The 14,940-nt window shown below is 72.6% G+C and carries 13 protein-coding genes; 4 read left to right on the plus strand and 9 right to left on the minus strand.

Going from position 1 to position 14,940, the window contains the following annotated elements; all coding sequences use genetic code 11:
* The 3 genes from ACH4S7_RS28540 (at nt 1) to ACH4S7_RS28550 (ending at nt 2,999) form a co-directional block, all read left to right on the plus strand.
* Entirely contained in the window at nt 1-1,248 is a 1,248-nt protein-coding gene (locus tag ACH4S7_RS28540) for a hypothetical protein (RefSeq protein ID WP_398524183.1), read from the plus strand.
* Entirely contained in the window at nt 1,245-1,826 is a 582-nt protein-coding gene (locus tag ACH4S7_RS28545) for a hypothetical protein (protein ID WP_398524184.1), read from the plus strand. Before ACH4S7_RS28540 ends, ACH4S7_RS28545 begins: the two co-directional genes overlap by 4 nt.
* 321 nt (nt 1,827-2,147) lie before the next feature.
* Nucleotides 2,148-2,999 (plus strand): NAD(P)H-binding protein, encoded by an 852-nt coding sequence (locus tag ACH4S7_RS28550; protein ID WP_398524185.1) that lies wholly within the window; start codon nt 2,148-2,150, stop codon nt 2,997-2,999.
* A gap of 121 nt (nt 3,000-3,120) precedes the next feature.
* Here ACH4S7_RS28550 and ACH4S7_RS28555 read toward each other — a convergent pair whose 3' ends face one another.
* The 9 genes from ACH4S7_RS28555 to ACH4S7_RS28595 all read right to left on the minus strand — a co-directional run bounded on the left by ACH4S7_RS28555 (nt 3,121) and on the right by ACH4S7_RS28595 (nt 13,166).
* Nucleotides 3,121-3,687, minus strand: a complete 567-nt coding sequence (locus ACH4S7_RS28555; protein WP_398524186.1) for a GNAT family N-acetyltransferase — start codon at nt 3,685-3,687, stop codon at nt 3,121-3,123.
* Between the two features lie 83 nt (nt 3,688-3,770).
* Nucleotides 3,771-4,646 (minus strand): SDR family oxidoreductase, encoded by an 876-nt coding sequence (locus tag ACH4S7_RS28560; RefSeq protein ID WP_398524187.1) that lies wholly within the window; start codon nt 4,644-4,646, stop codon nt 3,771-3,773.
* A gap of 244 nt (nt 4,647-4,890) precedes the next feature.
* On the minus strand, nt 4,891-6,039 hold the full coding sequence (locus ACH4S7_RS28565) for a glycosyltransferase family 39 protein (protein ID WP_398524188.1): 1,149 nt from the start codon (nt 6,037-6,039) through the stop codon (nt 4,891-4,893).
* Between the two features lie 350 nt (nt 6,040-6,389).
* Nucleotides 6,390-7,604 (minus strand): cytochrome P450, encoded by a 1,215-nt coding sequence (locus ACH4S7_RS28570; protein ID WP_398524265.1) that lies wholly within the window; start codon nt 7,602-7,604, stop codon nt 6,390-6,392.
* Between the two features lie 374 nt (nt 7,605-7,978).
* Entirely contained in the window at nt 7,979-9,262 is a 1,284-nt protein-coding gene (locus tag ACH4S7_RS28575) for a cytochrome P450 (protein WP_398524189.1), read from the minus strand.
* Entirely contained in the window at nt 9,259-9,987 is a 729-nt protein-coding gene (locus ACH4S7_RS28580) for a GTP-binding protein (RefSeq protein ID WP_398524190.1), read from the minus strand. Before ACH4S7_RS28580 ends, ACH4S7_RS28575 begins: the two co-directional genes overlap by 4 nt.
* Nucleotides 9,965-10,324 carry a DUF742 domain-containing protein gene (locus tag ACH4S7_RS28585; protein WP_398524191.1) on the minus strand — a complete coding sequence of 120 codons (360 nt, stop codon included), beginning with the start codon at nt 10,322-10,324 and terminating at the stop codon, nt 9,965-9,967. The genes ACH4S7_RS28580 and ACH4S7_RS28585 overlap by 23 nt, the downstream gene beginning before the upstream one ends.
* Complete coding sequence (locus ACH4S7_RS28590; protein WP_398524192.1) at nt 10,321-10,767, minus strand: roadblock/LC7 domain-containing protein; 447 nt, start codon at nt 10,765-10,767, stop codon at nt 10,321-10,323. The genes ACH4S7_RS28585 and ACH4S7_RS28590 overlap by 4 nt, the downstream gene beginning before the upstream one ends.
* Nucleotides 10,764-13,166 (minus strand): ATP-binding protein, encoded by a 2,403-nt coding sequence (locus tag ACH4S7_RS28595; protein ID WP_398524193.1) that lies wholly within the window; start codon nt 13,164-13,166, stop codon nt 10,764-10,766. The genes ACH4S7_RS28590 and ACH4S7_RS28595 overlap by 4 nt, the downstream gene beginning before the upstream one ends.
* A gap of 682 nt (nt 13,167-13,848) precedes the next feature.
* On the opposite strand from ACH4S7_RS28595, the gene ACH4S7_RS28600 reads away from it, so the two are divergent.
* Nucleotides 13,849-14,913 (plus strand): GNAT family N-acetyltransferase, encoded by a 1,065-nt coding sequence (locus tag ACH4S7_RS28600; protein ID WP_398524266.1) that lies wholly within the window; start codon nt 13,849-13,851, stop codon nt 14,911-14,913.
* The last annotated feature ends 27 nt before the right edge of the window (nt 14,914-14,940 follow it).

Below are 14,940 nucleotides of genomic sequence, written 5' to 3' on the forward strand. Positions count from 1 at the left end.
GTGCCCTGGTCCACTCTGCTCCGTACGTCCGGCGTCGGCTGGGCGGTGATCCCCACCTGTGTGTGGATGTGGTACTTCACCAACAGCCCGACCTATTACGTCACCGAGAACTACTGGCAGGCCGCCACCTCACAGATCACCCAGATCACCATCGTGCCCCTGGCCGTATGCGCTGCCGGCGCGGCATGGGAGGCCCTGCGGCTGAAGCGCTCCGGGCTCGTGGACGGTGGTGGGGGCACCTCGGCCCGCTCCGCCCTCACTGTCGCCCTCGCGCAACTCAAACCCGTCTGGTACGCGAGCGTGCTCTTCACCGCCTGGTCCCTCGTCTGCGTCACCCGCTGGACCGATCACGCCCCCGGCCACCCCGACCTACGGGTCATCGCCCTCGTTGGCCTGATGTTCTGCGCCCACACCCTGGCCGGGTACGCCATCGGATGGCTTCTCCCGGGCCTGCTGACCGTCCCGGCTGTCGCCGTGGGCACGTTCTTGTGGCTGTCCTACCCCCGAGCCCTCGAACCTCTGTGGGTGCGCCAGCTCAACGGCACCAACCTCGCGGAGTGTTGTGGCTATGACCAGACCCTGACTCTTCGGGCATTGACCGTCCCCACGCTCGTCCTGCTGGGGCTGGTCGCCTTCGCACTCCTGGCGCTCCTGACCCGGACCCGGCGCGGCGGTCTGCTCACTCTCACCCCGCTCGTCGCTGTGGCCGCGCTCGCCGTCCCACTGGCGATTCCCCTTGGCTACAAGGTGGCTGAGAACCGGGACACCAGCGCGCAGACCTGTCTGAGGGGCGAGGTCCGTGTGTGCGTCTGGCCGGAGCAGCGCGCGGACGCGGACGAGTTCCGCACCTGGGCCCAGGAGGGGGCGTCCCGGCTGCGCCGCATGGGCGTCACACCGCCGAAGTCGTACTCGCCCTCATTCTCCAACCCCACTCGGCCGGAGGTCCTCAAGGCGCTCGTCACCTCCGTGATGCCCAGCACCTTTCCCGTTTGCGGCAAACGTCCCTGGGCTGGGCGGTCCGCTTATGTGCCGGTCGGTATTTGGCTGGAGCTCACCGCCGGCGCCTCCCGCACTGACATCGCGCGCACCACGGGCGCCAGCCCAGCCGTCTTCGCTCTCGTCAAACGGGTCCGTGCCCTGCCCCGCTCGGCCCAGCTCGCCTGGTACCGGAGCAACCACGCGGCCATCACCACCTGCACCGTTCAGCCTCGTCTCGACCCGAGCGACTACCCGGGGAGCGGCGCATGATCTGGTGGTTCCGGGTGCGCGCCGCACCCGCCGTCCTCGCGTCCCTGCTCGTGGTCCTGGCGACCGCGACCCTCGTCCGTACCTCCGAGGTTCCGGTGCCCTCGGTCGTCGGAGGACTGACCAGCGGGCTTCCCCTGCGGTTCCTCGCCCCCCTCCTGCCCGTCCTGCTTCTGCTGTACGGGCAGGCCCGCGCCGACCGGGCGATGGAACGAGTCGCTGCGCGTGGGGTCCGCTGGTTCGATCCCAGCTTCGCCATCGGCATGGTGGCCATCGCGGGCGCGGTCTCCGTGGTGGTCCCCGACGGCGTTGCCGTCACCCGCAACATCGCCGGGTACCTGGGCTTCGCCCTCTTGGCCCGCTGGCTGTCCACCTACCGTCTCGCGATGGCCCTCGTCAGCTTCCTCCCCTTCGCCGTCACCTCGTCAGGCGGCCATGCCAACCCTGCCCTGTGGGGTTGGCCCCTGCACGACGGAAGCTCCGCCCCGGCCCTCGCTGTCGCCACAGCCCTCTTCCTCCTCGGCCTCGCCACTTACCTCCGCCCACCTTTGCGAAACGACACGGAGGAGACAGACGCCTAAGGGGTGTTGCAGAACGGCCGGAATGATCACTCGGCACGCCATCGGTAAGATCGACTCGGGTGCACCGGGTGCACCAGAAGCGGGCAAAGTGCCCCCGCTGCGTTGCGAGATCATGGTGCGAATGAAGCGCCTCGCGGGTTCTGCAACACGCTTGAGGCCGTGTGGCGAAAGTGGCTCACGAGCGATGGATGATCTCGGTTCATGGCACGGGGAGATCGCTGGTTGGAGCAGCGCCTGACGGCCACTCCGGCCGGTGCTTGACCTAAACCTTGGTTGATGTATGAGAGTCGTGTCATCGAACGGCGAGACGAGGAGATTCCGATGACACAGCCCAGGATCCTGGTGACCGGCGCGACGGGAAAGGTCGGCGGCGCGGTGGTGACCCAACTGCACGCGATGGGCGTGCCCGTGCGGGCGCTGGTGCGGGGGGAGTCGGACTTCCCGGAGGGTGTGCAGGCGGTGCGCGGCGATCTCGGCGATCCCGCGTCGCTGGGCACGGCTCTGGAGGGCGTCGATTCGGTCTTCCTGGTGTGGCCGTTCCTGAGTGCTGAGGGCGCCTCGGACGTGATCGACGCGATCGGGAAGCACGCTCGACGGGTGGTGTACCTGTCGTCCGCCGGGGTTGGGGGCGAGAAGGGGAAGCCGGGCGAGGCGATCACCATGTTCCACACGGAGCTGGAGCGGCTGATCGAGGCATCGGGACTGGAGTGGACGGCGCTGCGGCCCACCGGCTTCGCGAGCAACACGCTGGGCTGGGCGGAGGAGGTCCGCGCCACCGGTGCGGTGCGGGCGCCGCTGGCAAGGCTGGCCCGCCCGCTGATCCACGAGGCGGACATGGCCGCGGTCGCCGTCCAGGCGCTGACGTCCGACGCCCTGCTGGGCGCCCGTCCCCTGCTCACCGGCCCCGCACTGATCACCCAGGAACGGCAGGTGGCCCTGATCGGCGAGGCGATCGGGCGACCGGTGCGGTTCGAGGAGATCGCGCTGGACGAGGCCGCCGAGCAGATGACGGCCGCGGGCTACCCGGCAGAGCTGGTGGAGGCCGTGTTGCCGGCCCAGGCGGAGATGATCGACAATCCGGAGCCGGTCAACGATGAAGTGGAGCGCATCACGGGCACCCCGGCCCGATCCTTCCAGGAGTGGGCGGTGGACCACGCGGCGGACTTTCGCTGAAAGGGACGTCACTCCACGCTGACACATCAGACCGGAGCACCGGATCTCGGCTCGGTCGCCCACCCGCGTGACGCCGAAGTCGAGCGCCTTGTCCAGGGAAGCCCCGAGCGGTTGAACCCGATCAGGCCGGGTCGGCGGGGCGGGAATTCGGGCCGGCCGGTCTGTCCACGCGGTAGACGTAGTGCGTGCGGTCGTCGGCCGGGTTGTCCGGGGCCAGTTCGGCGGTGCCGATCCTGCGTAGCCCCGCCTTCTCCAGGGCCCGCCATGACGCGCGGTTGGTCGTGTGGACCGGGACGACGACGGCGGACGCGGCCGGATAGTCGTTCCAGACGGCCGCGATGATCGCGCGGATGACGCGGGTACCCAGTCCCTGGCCCGTCCGCGCGGGGTCGCCGAGCAGGTAGTCGATCGTGACCGCGGTGTCGGGCAGTTCGATGTGGGCGGAGAGTTCCGCGCCGTACTCGGGGTAGTCCGCGAACCGGCACCGCTGGACCAGGGCGACCGGGACGCCGTCCAGCATGACCAGCAGGTCCTCGGACGGCTCTTCGCCGCGAGCCGCCGCCCCGAAGTCCCGCGCGACCGCCTCCGCCGATGTCTCGTGGTGCCACCACCGGGCCACATGCGGCTGCGTGAGCCACTTCCGCAACAGCCCGAAGTCCTCCTCAGTCAATCGACGCCATGTGATCACCGTGTCTCCTCGCAGCCGCCCCCGGGCGCACCGACCCTACCGGCCCGGGTACGGCCCTGGCCGGGGCAGGCGGGGGCGTCCGCCTACAAGGGCCGCAGATGCCGGTACGACTCCGGGTTCTCCCGCAGGAACTCCGTGAAGCTCGTCGCCGGACGCTCCGCCAGCTTCGGCACCGCGTCCGTCACCGTCGACATCTCGCCCGCTGCGATGGCTTCGTACGAGGTCACCCACCCCGTCACCTCCCACTCCTCCGCGCCGTACCCGGCCCGCGAGGCGTACGCCTCCTCCCGGGTCTCGGCCACATAGGTGACCTCGCGCCCGGCGAAGCGGCTCAGCTCGGCGGCGGCCTCCGACAGGGAGAGCGCCTCCGGGCCGGTGAGTTCGTAGGTCACCCCGTCATGGGCACCGTCGTCCGCGAGCAGCACGCCCACGGCGGCGTCCGCGATGTCGTCGTGTGCGACGGCCGAGACCCGGCCCTCGCCACCGGGGCCCCGGATCACCCCGTCGGCGCCCGCCATCGCCGCCAGCGCGGCCAGATAGAAACTGTCCCGCAGGAAGGTGTGGCGCACCCCGGTCGCCCGGATGTACTCCTCGGTGTGCCAGTGGTCGCGGGCGAAGGTGAAGGTGGCGCCGGGGCCCGCGCCCAGGAACGACACGTACACGATCCGCTCGACACCCGCCGACACCGCCGCGTCCACGGCCGTCAACTGCGCCTGGACCCGGTCGCGCGATTCGCGCGCGGAGACCAGGAACAGCGTGCCGGTGCCGTCGCAGGCCCGGCGCATCGCCGCACTGTCCCCGTACGCGGCGGGCGGGGCGACCGAACTGCCGGGGATGCTGGGCAGCCGCGCCGGATCGCGCCCGAGCAGCCTGGTCGCGGCGCCCCGCTCGGTGAGACGGCGGGCGACCCGGCCGCCGATACGACCGCTCGCTCCGGTGACGGCGATGACAGCAGGCATGGGCCGGTTCCTTCCCGTGGACGACGGACGACGGACGCTCGATGGCGAGGGGTGGGCGAGGACGAGAGAGGTACGGGGGCGTACCAGGGCCAGTCTCGGCCACCCCCACCACAACCGCAGGTCCAGGGTCGGCCGGGAAGCGTAGTCGGCGGTCGGATGAAGGGCGTTCGGGAGGGGTGTTCGGGAACGGCGTCCGGAGGAGTGCGCAGGATGGACGAGGGGTCGGGGAGCGGGCGGACACGGCCTACGGCGGGCCGGAACCGTGCAGCCAGAACGCCCCGTACACCGCCGCCACGGCCGCCGCGCCCACGACGATCGACCACGCCCGGACGGCCGTCGTCCGGGCGAGCGCCAGCGCCAGCGGAATCAGCAGCGGGAAGGCGGGCATCAGCAGCCGGGGCTTCGAACCGAAGTAGCCGGACGAGCAGAGCGCCAGCAGGACGACGATCCCGCAGTACGTCAGCAGGGCCGGCGGCTGGCCCTGCCGGACACCCCGCCAGAAGAGCCAGAGCACCAGCGCGACCCCCACCAGCAGGCCGAGCCCGGCGAGGAAGGCGGGGCCGAAGAGCCGTTCGCCGATGAAGCGGGCGAAGGCGATCCCGCCGTCGAAGCCGTTGCCCCACGCGGCCTGCACATCGAGATAGCCGAAGAGGCTTCCGACCCGGTCGCCCACCCACAGGACATAACCGGCGGCGCCCAGCGGGGCCACCGCCATCCCCAGCAGCATCCGCCCCCGGCCCCCGGCTGCTCCGTCCCGCCGCCAGGCGATGACCGCCGCGACCCAGAGCGCCGCCGCGACCGCGAGACCCACCGGCCGGGTCAGCCCCGCGAGCGACGCCAGCACTCCGGCGATCAGCCACTGGTGCCGGAGGGTCGCGTGGAGCGCCCACGCCGACAGCGCGACGAACAGCGACTCGCTGTACGCCATCGACTGGACGATGCTCACCGGCAGCGCACCCCACAGCGCCACGGTGAAGAGCGCGGGCCTGGCGCCGTAGACCCCATTGACCAGGACGAAGATCCCCCAGGCCGCCACGACCGACGCGACCGCGCTGATCAGCACCCCCGCGTCGCCCGCGCCGAGCGGGGTCACCGCCGTCACCGCCTCCTCCAGCCAGGGCAGCAGCGGGAAGAAGGCCATATCGGAGAGGACCCGGCCGTCCGGCGCGGTCAGCGTGAAGTCATAGCCGTGCTCGACCACCCGGGCGTACCAGAGCGAGTCCCACCGCTCGGAGAGCAGCACCCACGCACTGCGGTCCGCGCGCCACGACCAGAGGAAGAGCACGGCCAGACAGAGCGCCCGGATTCCCGCGAAGAGCAGCAGGGCGCGCACCAGGGCGGGGCCTGGCGCCGTACGGGGGCGGCGCGGGGTGTCCAACCGGTTGAGCGACATGCCGGGGGGTCCTTCGGGGTGAGACCGGCATGGGACCGGGTTCGGTGGCGCGGACCGGTCGCGTACGGGAACGGGGCGCGGGACGCGAACGGGTCCCTCCACGAGCGGGGGAGACTCAGCCTACCCACCGGTTCTGGGGTGGGTCGGTCGCGGTCGCCGGGTTCCGGGGGTGGGTGGGTTGGTCGCGGTCGCCGGGTTCCGGGGCGGGGCGGTCGCGGTGCGAGGGCCTCCCGGGCCGGGGCGCGGCGCGGGCCGTCGACCGGTCAGTGCCCGGGTGGCGCGGGCCCCGACCGGTCGGCCCCCCGGGCCGGGGCGCGGCGCCGGGGGCTCCGACTGGCAGGGGCCTGCGGTCAGGGCGTCAGCCGCACCGGCAGCCGTTCCACGCTGTTGCCGACGAAAGTGCCGTGCCGGGGCAGCTCCGCATCGGGCACCGCGAGGTCCAGCCCGGGGAAGCGGGTGAACAGCCGCTCCAGCGCCACGGACGCCTCCAACCGGGCCAGCGGCGCCCCCAGGCAGTAGTGGGCGCCGTGCCCGAGGGAGAGGTGCCGGGTCGCGTCAGCCCGGCCGGGCCGGGTGACGTCGAAACGGTCGGCGTCCGGGCCGTGCGCGGCCGGATCGCGGCCCGCCGCCGAGTAGCCCGCGAGCATCGGGGTGCCGCGCGGGATCACCGTTCCGGCCAGCGTGATGTCCCGCACCGGGTACCGGAAGGGGAAGTAGCTCACCGGACTGTCCCAGCGCAGGGTCTCCTCCACCACATCGGCCCAGCCGACCCGGCCGGACCGGACCAGTTCGAGCTGGTCCCGGTGAGCGCAGAGCGCCCGGACCGCGTTGGTGATCAGATTCAGCGTGGTCTCGTGGCCCGCGACGATGAACAGCAGCAGGGTGCCGATCAGCTCCTGCTCGCTGAGCCGGCCGTCGTCGTCGTCACGGGCGGCGATCAGCGCACTGGTCAGATCGTCGCCCGGCCGCTCCGCGCGGACCGCCGCGACCGTCGCGAGCACCTGCACCATCTCCCGGTTCGCGGCCACCGCCTCCTCGGGGCTGATGGAGGTGCTGACCACCCGGTGCGACAGGTGGTGCAAGCGGTCCCGGTACTCCTCGTCCACGCCGAACAGCTCGCAGATCACCCCCATCGGCAGCGGTAGCGCGAACCCGTCGCGCAGCTCGGCGACCCCGTCGCCGGCCGCCGCCGTGCGGGCCAGCCCGTCCAGCAGTTCGGCGGTGACGGCCTCGATCCGGGGCCGCAGCTCCGCCACCCGGCGCGCGGTGAACGCCTTGCCCACCAGCGCGCGGAGCCGCCGGTGCTCGTCGCCGTCGGCGGTGAGCATCCCGGACACGGTGGCGAAGGTGCGGAGTGGCCAGCCCCCGGGTATTCGCCCCTCCCGCAGTGCGGTGAAGTGCTCGGCGCCCTTGCCGACATCGGGGTGGGAGAGGCACTCCTTCAGCGCTTCGTGGCCCAGCACCAGGACGCCGGGGATGTCATCGGGGAGGAGGACGTCGGTGGTGGCACCCCGGGCGAGCAGCCGTGCGTTGGCGGCGTGCGGGCAGCCACCGCCGGGGTCCATCCGGTACGGGGCGGAGGCGGCGGGCGGATCCGTGGGGGTGGGCGGATCCGTGGGGGTGGGCGGGCGCGCGGCGGGCGGTGTGACGGGCTGGGTGGTCAACTCGGCTCTCCTGACGGAAGGGAGGATGGCGACGGGCGCCGGGCACGCCGCTTCGGTACGGTCCGCTGCGGATCACCCCCACGGACGGCGGCGACCGCGCGCGCCGCCCGCACCGGCGGGGGACCGCCGCGAAGGGCGCCGGGGGCCCTCCCGTTCGGTGGGAACCGGTGCTGCGTCGGCCCGTACCGCTACTGATGCGGCTCGCAGGGCCCGCACCGCTACCGGTGCTGCGTCGGCCCGTACCGCTACTGATGCCGCTCGCTGGGCCCGTACCGCTACCGATGCGGCCGGTCCGTCGTGTCCGTCGTGCGCGGGAGCTGGGGTTCCGTGAAGCGCACCGGCAGCGCCGCGAGGCCCTTGCTCCACGGCGACTTGACCCAGGACAGCTCCGACTCCGGGACCGCCAGCTCCAGATCGGGCAGCCGGTGTCGGATGGTGTCCACGGCGGTACGGGTGATCAGCCGGGCCGGGTCCTGCGCCGGGCAGGAGTGCGGACCGGCGCCGAAGGCCAGGTGCGAGCGGTTGCCGATCACCGGGGCGCCGTCGGCCGGCAGCACCTCCGGGTCCTGGTTCGCCCCCGCCAGACCGAGCAGCAGCATGTCCCCGGCGCGGATGTGCCGGCCCCCGAACTCCAGGTCCCGGGTGGCGTACCGGGCGGGGAAGTTCTGGGTCGGCGGATGCCGCCACAGCACCAGATCGAGCGCGTCGTCCACGCTGAGGTGCCCCACCGCGATCGACGACCGGAACGCCGGATCGCAGAGCAGCACCCGCAGGGTGGTGGCGATCCAGTTCAGCGTGGTCTGGTGGCCCGCCACGAACATCACCACCAGGTTGTGCAGCACCTCTTCGTCGGTGAGCCGTGCCTCATGGGACAGCAGCGCCGATGTGATGTCGTCGCTGGGCCGTAGCCGCTTCTCCCGGATCAGCTCGTAGAGGATCGAGTCGATCCGCTCGGCGGCGTTGACCGAGTCCGCGTTGGCGGCGACCATGCCCGCGATGGCCTGCCCCAGCCGCTGTCCGGTGGGGCCGTCCAGACCGAGCAGCCCGGTGATGACCTGGAGCGGCAGCTTACGGGCGTAGTGCGGCACCAGATCGGCCTCGCGGCGGTCGGCGAACGACGCGATCAGTCGCTCCGCCGCCGCCCGGACACTGCGGCGCAGCTCATGGCCGTCGATCCCGGCGAGCGCATCGGACACGGCCGTACGCATCCGGCGGTGCTGCTGGCCGTCGGCGAAGAGCAGCGCGGGCCGCCAGCCAATGATCGGCATGATCGGGGCGTTGGCCGGGACCCGGCCCTCGCGCAACAGGGTCCAGCGACGCGGGTCGTGCGAGAAGTCCTGTTCCTCGCGGGTGAGTCGGAGCAGCTCACGGTGGCCGATGACCAGCCACGCCCCGACACCGGGCGCGATGGTCACCGGCGCCACCGGGCCGTGCGTCCTGCGCAGCTCCTCGTAGAGCGCGGGCATGGCATCACCGTCGAGCACCGGCCCGTAGAGCGCGGTCGCGGCGGGACAGCGACCGCCGCCGAGCGGGGGCGACGCGTGGGGCGGCACACTCATGACGGCTCCGCCGTGTCGATCAGATGGCCGAGGAGGGCGATCAACACCCGTACTGACGAGCGCAGATCCCGGGCGTCACAGGCGACCAGCGGGGTCCCGGGCAGCAGGTCGAGGGCGGCCCGCAGCTCGGCCTCCTCGTGGAGCGGACTGCCGGGGAAGACATTGACCGCGACCGCGAACGGCAGCCCGAGGTCCTCAAGATTGCCCAGCGCGTCGAAGGACGCGGCCAGATCGCGGGTGTCCACGAGGGCCAGCGCGCCGAGCGAGCCCTTGGCCAGATCCCGCCAGGCGGGCAGGAAGCGCTGCTGTCCGGGGGTGCCGAAGAGGTAGAGCACCAGCGCGCCGTCGATGGTGATCCGACCGAAATCCAGGGCGACCGTGGTGGTGGTCTTACCCGGGGAGACAACGCTGTCGACGCGCGCGCCGGCCTGGGTCATCACCGCTTCGGTGGAGAGCGGCTTGATCTCCGAGACGGTGCCGATGAGCGTCGTCTTGCCGACCCCCAGCGGGCCGACGACCAGGATCTTGGCCGCTCCCGCGACGGTGGAACTGACGTACTTCCCGGGCTGAGTGCCCGAACCGGGCGCCGAGCCCGCTATGCGCGGACCCGGATCGGGGTCGGGGACAGCGCCGGGGTCCGGCGCGGTACCCGAGCCCGGCGCGGTGCGCGCACCCGGTTGTCCCGACGCCCGGTCCTGGGCGTCAGAGACGGCTTTCGAGGCCATGGAGGACCTTTCTGAGCATGGTCATATCGGTGTGTTCGGCCGGTGGAATGGGTGGCCGGGTCACGATCAGACCCCATTCGGCGAGGTCGGCGAGGAGTACCTGGACGATCGACGGGGGTTGGCCGATATGAGCGGCCACTTCGGCGACCGAGAGCAGGCCCTGACAGTGCGTCAGGATGAGATGGTGCTCCGGCTGGAGGGACGCCGGGAAGGCGGCGTCGGTCGCCATCACCAGGGTCTCCCAGGTCAGCGGCGCGCGGCCGGTGTCCGAACGGCCCTTGGTGATCACATAGGGGCGTACCGCCGACGGGGTCCGTTCCTCCCGACGGGCCGTCATGAGGTGTCGGTCACCAGGTCCCGTGGCTGACTGCTCAGATGCGCGCCTATCTTCGCCACCAGCAACTGCATCTGCTGGGCCACCAGGCCCACATCGGCCTCGGTGTCCGTGGCCACGCCGAGGTGCGCGCCCACCCCGGCATGGGTGAAGAGGACGAACCCGTGCTCGGACTCCAGCATCAACTGCCGCACGCCCGCGCCCCGGCCGAACAGCAGGGCTGCGGTGGAACGGCCGGTCATGGTCATCGCCGCGCAGGCGGCCGAGAGCGCCTCCGCCTCCCCGACGGTGAGCGAGGCGATCGGCCCGGTGAGCTTCTCGGCGGAGGCGTGGCCGAGCCGCAGGCCGTCCTCGGAGACGACCACGGCGTGCCGGACGCCCGGGATCTCGGTCAGTGGGCGAAGCATCCAGCCCAGGTCGGGAAGTCTGGTGATGGTCCCGGTCACTGCCGGCCTCCATGGTGCGCGTCGGGTGGGGTGGTCTCGGGGTGACCGGCCAGGGATTCGGCGACGGCCGCACGACCGCGCCGCGAGCCGGACACCACGCTGGTGATCGACGCGCGAGCGGCCTCCGGGGTCCAGTCGGGCCGATCGGCCGGGGCGGCTGCGGGCGGCGGTGGCTGTAGGGCCTGCTGGGCGGCGGCCTCCACGGCGGCGCCGCGCCGGCTCCGCCGTCGGGGCAGCGCGGCGGCTCCGCCGTCGTCCGGCCCGGACGCGCCGCCGCCCGCCGCCGCCTCGGCCTGCTCGCGCGCCGTCCGCCACAGGGTGCCGCCGTGGCCCCCCTGGTCGAGCCGGTCCAGCACCGGCTCCCAGGCGGTGGCTGTATGACCGGGCGCGTCGCCCGGGTGGGTGCCGGGCCAGGGCTGTTGCTGCGCTGACCGGGCCCGCATCTGTGCCTGGGGCTGCGCTGGTGACTGTGCTGGTGAGTGCGGCGGCGACTGAAGGGGCTGTTGAAGCGGCTGGGGCTGGGACAGGTACTGGTGCTGTGGCTGTGGGAGGGGCTGGTGTGCGGGCCCCGGTGCCAGGAACCGCTCCCCTCCCGGGTACGGGAAGGCGTCCTGATCTCCGGACGGATTGGGCGTCGCGACCGGATTGACGGCTGTCCCGACCGGATTCACGGCTGTCCCGGGCGAATTGACTGCTGTCCCGAGCGGATCGGGTGTCCCGAGCGGATCGGGTGTACCGGCCGGGTTCGGCGTCCCGGCCGGATTCGCGGATCCGCCCTGCGCGGGGTCCGGCCGGAGCGGGTCACCCCGGCCCTGTGCCGGGCCCGGGTACGGGGAGGGTTCCCGCGCCTCAGGGTGCCCGTGTGCTCCGGTGTGGGCGGGGAAGCCCGGCATCCGGCCCGCGGGGGGTCGCCCGCCGCGCTGCTGGGACGACTGCCGCCACGGAGTCTCGCCCGGGTACGGCGAGGAGTCCCGCGCGGCCCGGCCCGGCCCGGCCGTCGGGTACTCGACAGCCTCCCGGCCGGTCGGCGCGTGCCCGGTCGTCCCGTGGCCGTTCGTCGTCGTCGTGGGCCACGCCGCCCCCGGTTCGCCCGCCCCGTGGCCGGTCGCCGCCGCCGTGGGCTGCGCCGTCCCGTACCGGGGTCCCGCTCCCCACTCGGCCGACGCGTGCTGCGGGGTCTCCTGATACGACACGGGTGGTGTCGCCGCGCCCTGGTACCCGGAGGGGCGGGGGGAGGCTTCCGGCCCCGCCCCGTACGGCCGACGGGCCACCGGCGGTGTGATCGGCTCCCGCCCCGGCTCCGCCCGGCCGCCCGAGAGGTGCGAGACCGGTTCGGTCAGCAGCCGGTACGGCACGAACGCCACCGCCCGGGTCCCGCCGTACGCGGATGTGGCCGTCAGCTCGACGCCGAAACCCAGCTCCCGGGCCCAGCGGCCCGTACACGCGAGACCGAGCCGGGGCACCGCACCCAACTGGGCGAGGTCGAGTTCGTCCCGGAGGCGGGCGGTGGACTGGCGCAGGATGTCGGGCGGCATCCCCAGCCCCGCGTCGTCTATCTCCACCACCGCTCCGGCACCCACCTCGCGGATGGTGACCACGACCTGGGTGCGCGACGGTGAGAAGACCGTGGCGTTCTCCAGAAGCTCGGCGAGGGCGTGCATCAGACCCTCGGCGGCCGGGGGGACCACGTACAGATTCTGGCCGCCGTGCACTTCGATCCGGGTGAACTCCACGATCCGGGACTGCGCCCCCCGGACGCAGTCGTAGAGCGAGAGCGGCCGGCTCTCGCGGCGGGCGGGCCAGATGCCGCACATCACCAGCAGTGTCTGTGCCTTACGGGTCATCTGCGCCGCCGCGTGGTCGGCCTTCATCACCTCGGCCATCAGCCGGGGGTCCTCGATGGTCTGCTCGACGCGGTCGAGCACCTGCTGCTGGACGGTGGCCATCGCGTGCATATTGCGGGCGACCGACTCGAAGGCCGCCTGCACCGAATCCCGCAGCGCGCGCTCCCGGCGCACGGCGTCGTCCGAACCGAGCGCCCCGACCAGCGTGGCCAGGGCCCGCGCGAACTCTTCGCCGACTTCGGCGGCGGGTGCGAGCGGCCCCGGGACCCCTTCCAGCCGCTCGCCCGCGCGCAGGCGTTCGGCGATGGCGGGCAGGCGTACGGTGGCGAGCCGGTCGACCTCCTGGGCGCGGGCGTCCGCCGTGCGGCGGGTGTCGGCGTGCCGGGCGCGCTCGCGCCTCAGCAGCCGGGTCAGGGCGAGGGCCCAGCAGAGCGCCAGCGCGGCGACGGCGGCGCACGCCCAGGCGAGGATCTGGCGCCGGCCGGCGTCGGTGTACCGGTCCGCGAGCACGGCGCCGCCGACGACGAGGGCGACGACGGCGACTGCGGTGACCACGACGGCGAGGGTCCCCCAGGGGCCCCGGGACGGGCGGTGGTCCCCGGTCGGGCTCACCATGACGATCTCGATCTACCCGATGTGCCGTCCGTGCAGATCACGACGTAGACCACGACCACGAAGACCGAGCCTTTCCCGAAGACCGAGCCCCAACCGGACAGACCGGACTCCCTCGGAGAATCGGGAGCGGTCTCGATCCTACGATCAACAGGGCTCGTTCGAATATCAGTTGGCGAACTCACGTCAGATTGCTACTGCGTCCCGCGCTGATTCATGCTATGCACCAACTGTCACTCGAACACCATAGGCCCCTTGGGTCCCAAAGCTCCACGAATTCGCCATAGGTTGACCGGGGTCGCCTACCCCGTCGGGACGTCCGCCGGTACCGTCCTCTCCGGGAGGCCGGGGCCGTCAGTACGGCCCAGGGCCGGCCGAAGCGCGCGCCGGACGGAAGCTCCGGCCGGACCGGGCGGGACCAAGACGGCAGGCGGCGGACGCCCTCCGGGAGAACCCACAGGGCCGCGGGAGCACACCGGGGGCATGACCGGAGGGGCGAGTGAACGGTTTACCGGACGAGGACGCGCGGGACCACGGCGTACGCGACCACGGTGTACGCGACCTTGGCGCACGTGCGCAGGAGGCGCACATCCGGGATGTAAGCGTCCGGGACGTAAGCGTCCGGGTGGTGCGGCCCGAGGAGCTGGCCGCGGAGGAGATCACGGCCTGGCGCGAGCTGCGGGCCCGGTCCGGAACACCCGCCAGCCCCTTCATGGAACCCGAGTTCACCCTCACCGTGGGTCGCGTCCGCCCGACGACCCGGGTGGCCGTCCTGAGCCGGGACGGCGCGCCCGCCGGCTTCTTCCCGTACGAACGCGGACCGCTCGGCCGGGGCCGCGCCATTGGACTCGGTGTCTCCGACTGTCAGGGCGCGGTGCTCGATCCCGGAGTGCGCATCACCGCCAGAGAACTACTGCGCGCCTGCTCCCTCTCCGCCTGGGAGTTCGACAACCTCGAAGCTGGCCAGCGGCTGTTCACGCCCGCCGCGACCGGCGGGTTCGACTCCCCGGTGATCGACATCGCGGCGGGATACGAGGCGTACGAACAGGTACTGCGGGTCGAGAGCCCCAAGTTCCTCAGGACCACGCTCGCCAAGGAGCGGAGGCTCGGCCGGCAGTCCGGCGCGACCCGGTTCGTCTTCGACGAGCGCGACCCCGCCGCCCTGCGCACCCTGATGGAGTGGAAGTCCGCGCAGTATCGTCGCACCGGCCGCCGCGACCGGTTCGCCAAGGAATGGATCAGCACCCTGGTCCGGCTGCTGCACGGGACCCGCACCACCGGCTGCTCCGGTGTGCTCTCCGTGCTCTACGCCGGCGACCGGCCCGTCGCCGCCCATTTCGGACTGCGTTCGCGCACCGTGCTCGCCTGCTGGTTCCCGGCGTACGACACCGAGTTCGCCAAGTTCTCACCGGGGCTGATACTGCATCTGCGGATGGCCGAGGCAGCCGCCGCGGCAGGCATCGGGATGCTCGACATGGGGCGTGGGGCCGCGGAGTACAAGGACTCCCTCAAGACTGCCGCACTCCGGGTCCACGAGGGCGCAGCGGTCCGCCCGGGGGCCGGGGCGGTCCTGTCCTGGCTGGGCCGGGAGCCCAACCGGCGCGTCCACGGCTTCGTCCGCGACCGGCCCCGGCTGGCCGGATACGCCCAGCGGACGCTGAACCGCGTGGGCAGACTGCGCGGCGACTGACGGGACCTACCGACAAGCCGACCGACA

The sequence above is a fragment of the Streptomyces sp. NPDC020965 genome (genome assembly GCF_044333555.1).
Lineage (GTDB): Bacteria > Actinomycetota > Actinomycetes > Streptomycetales > Streptomycetaceae > Streptomyces.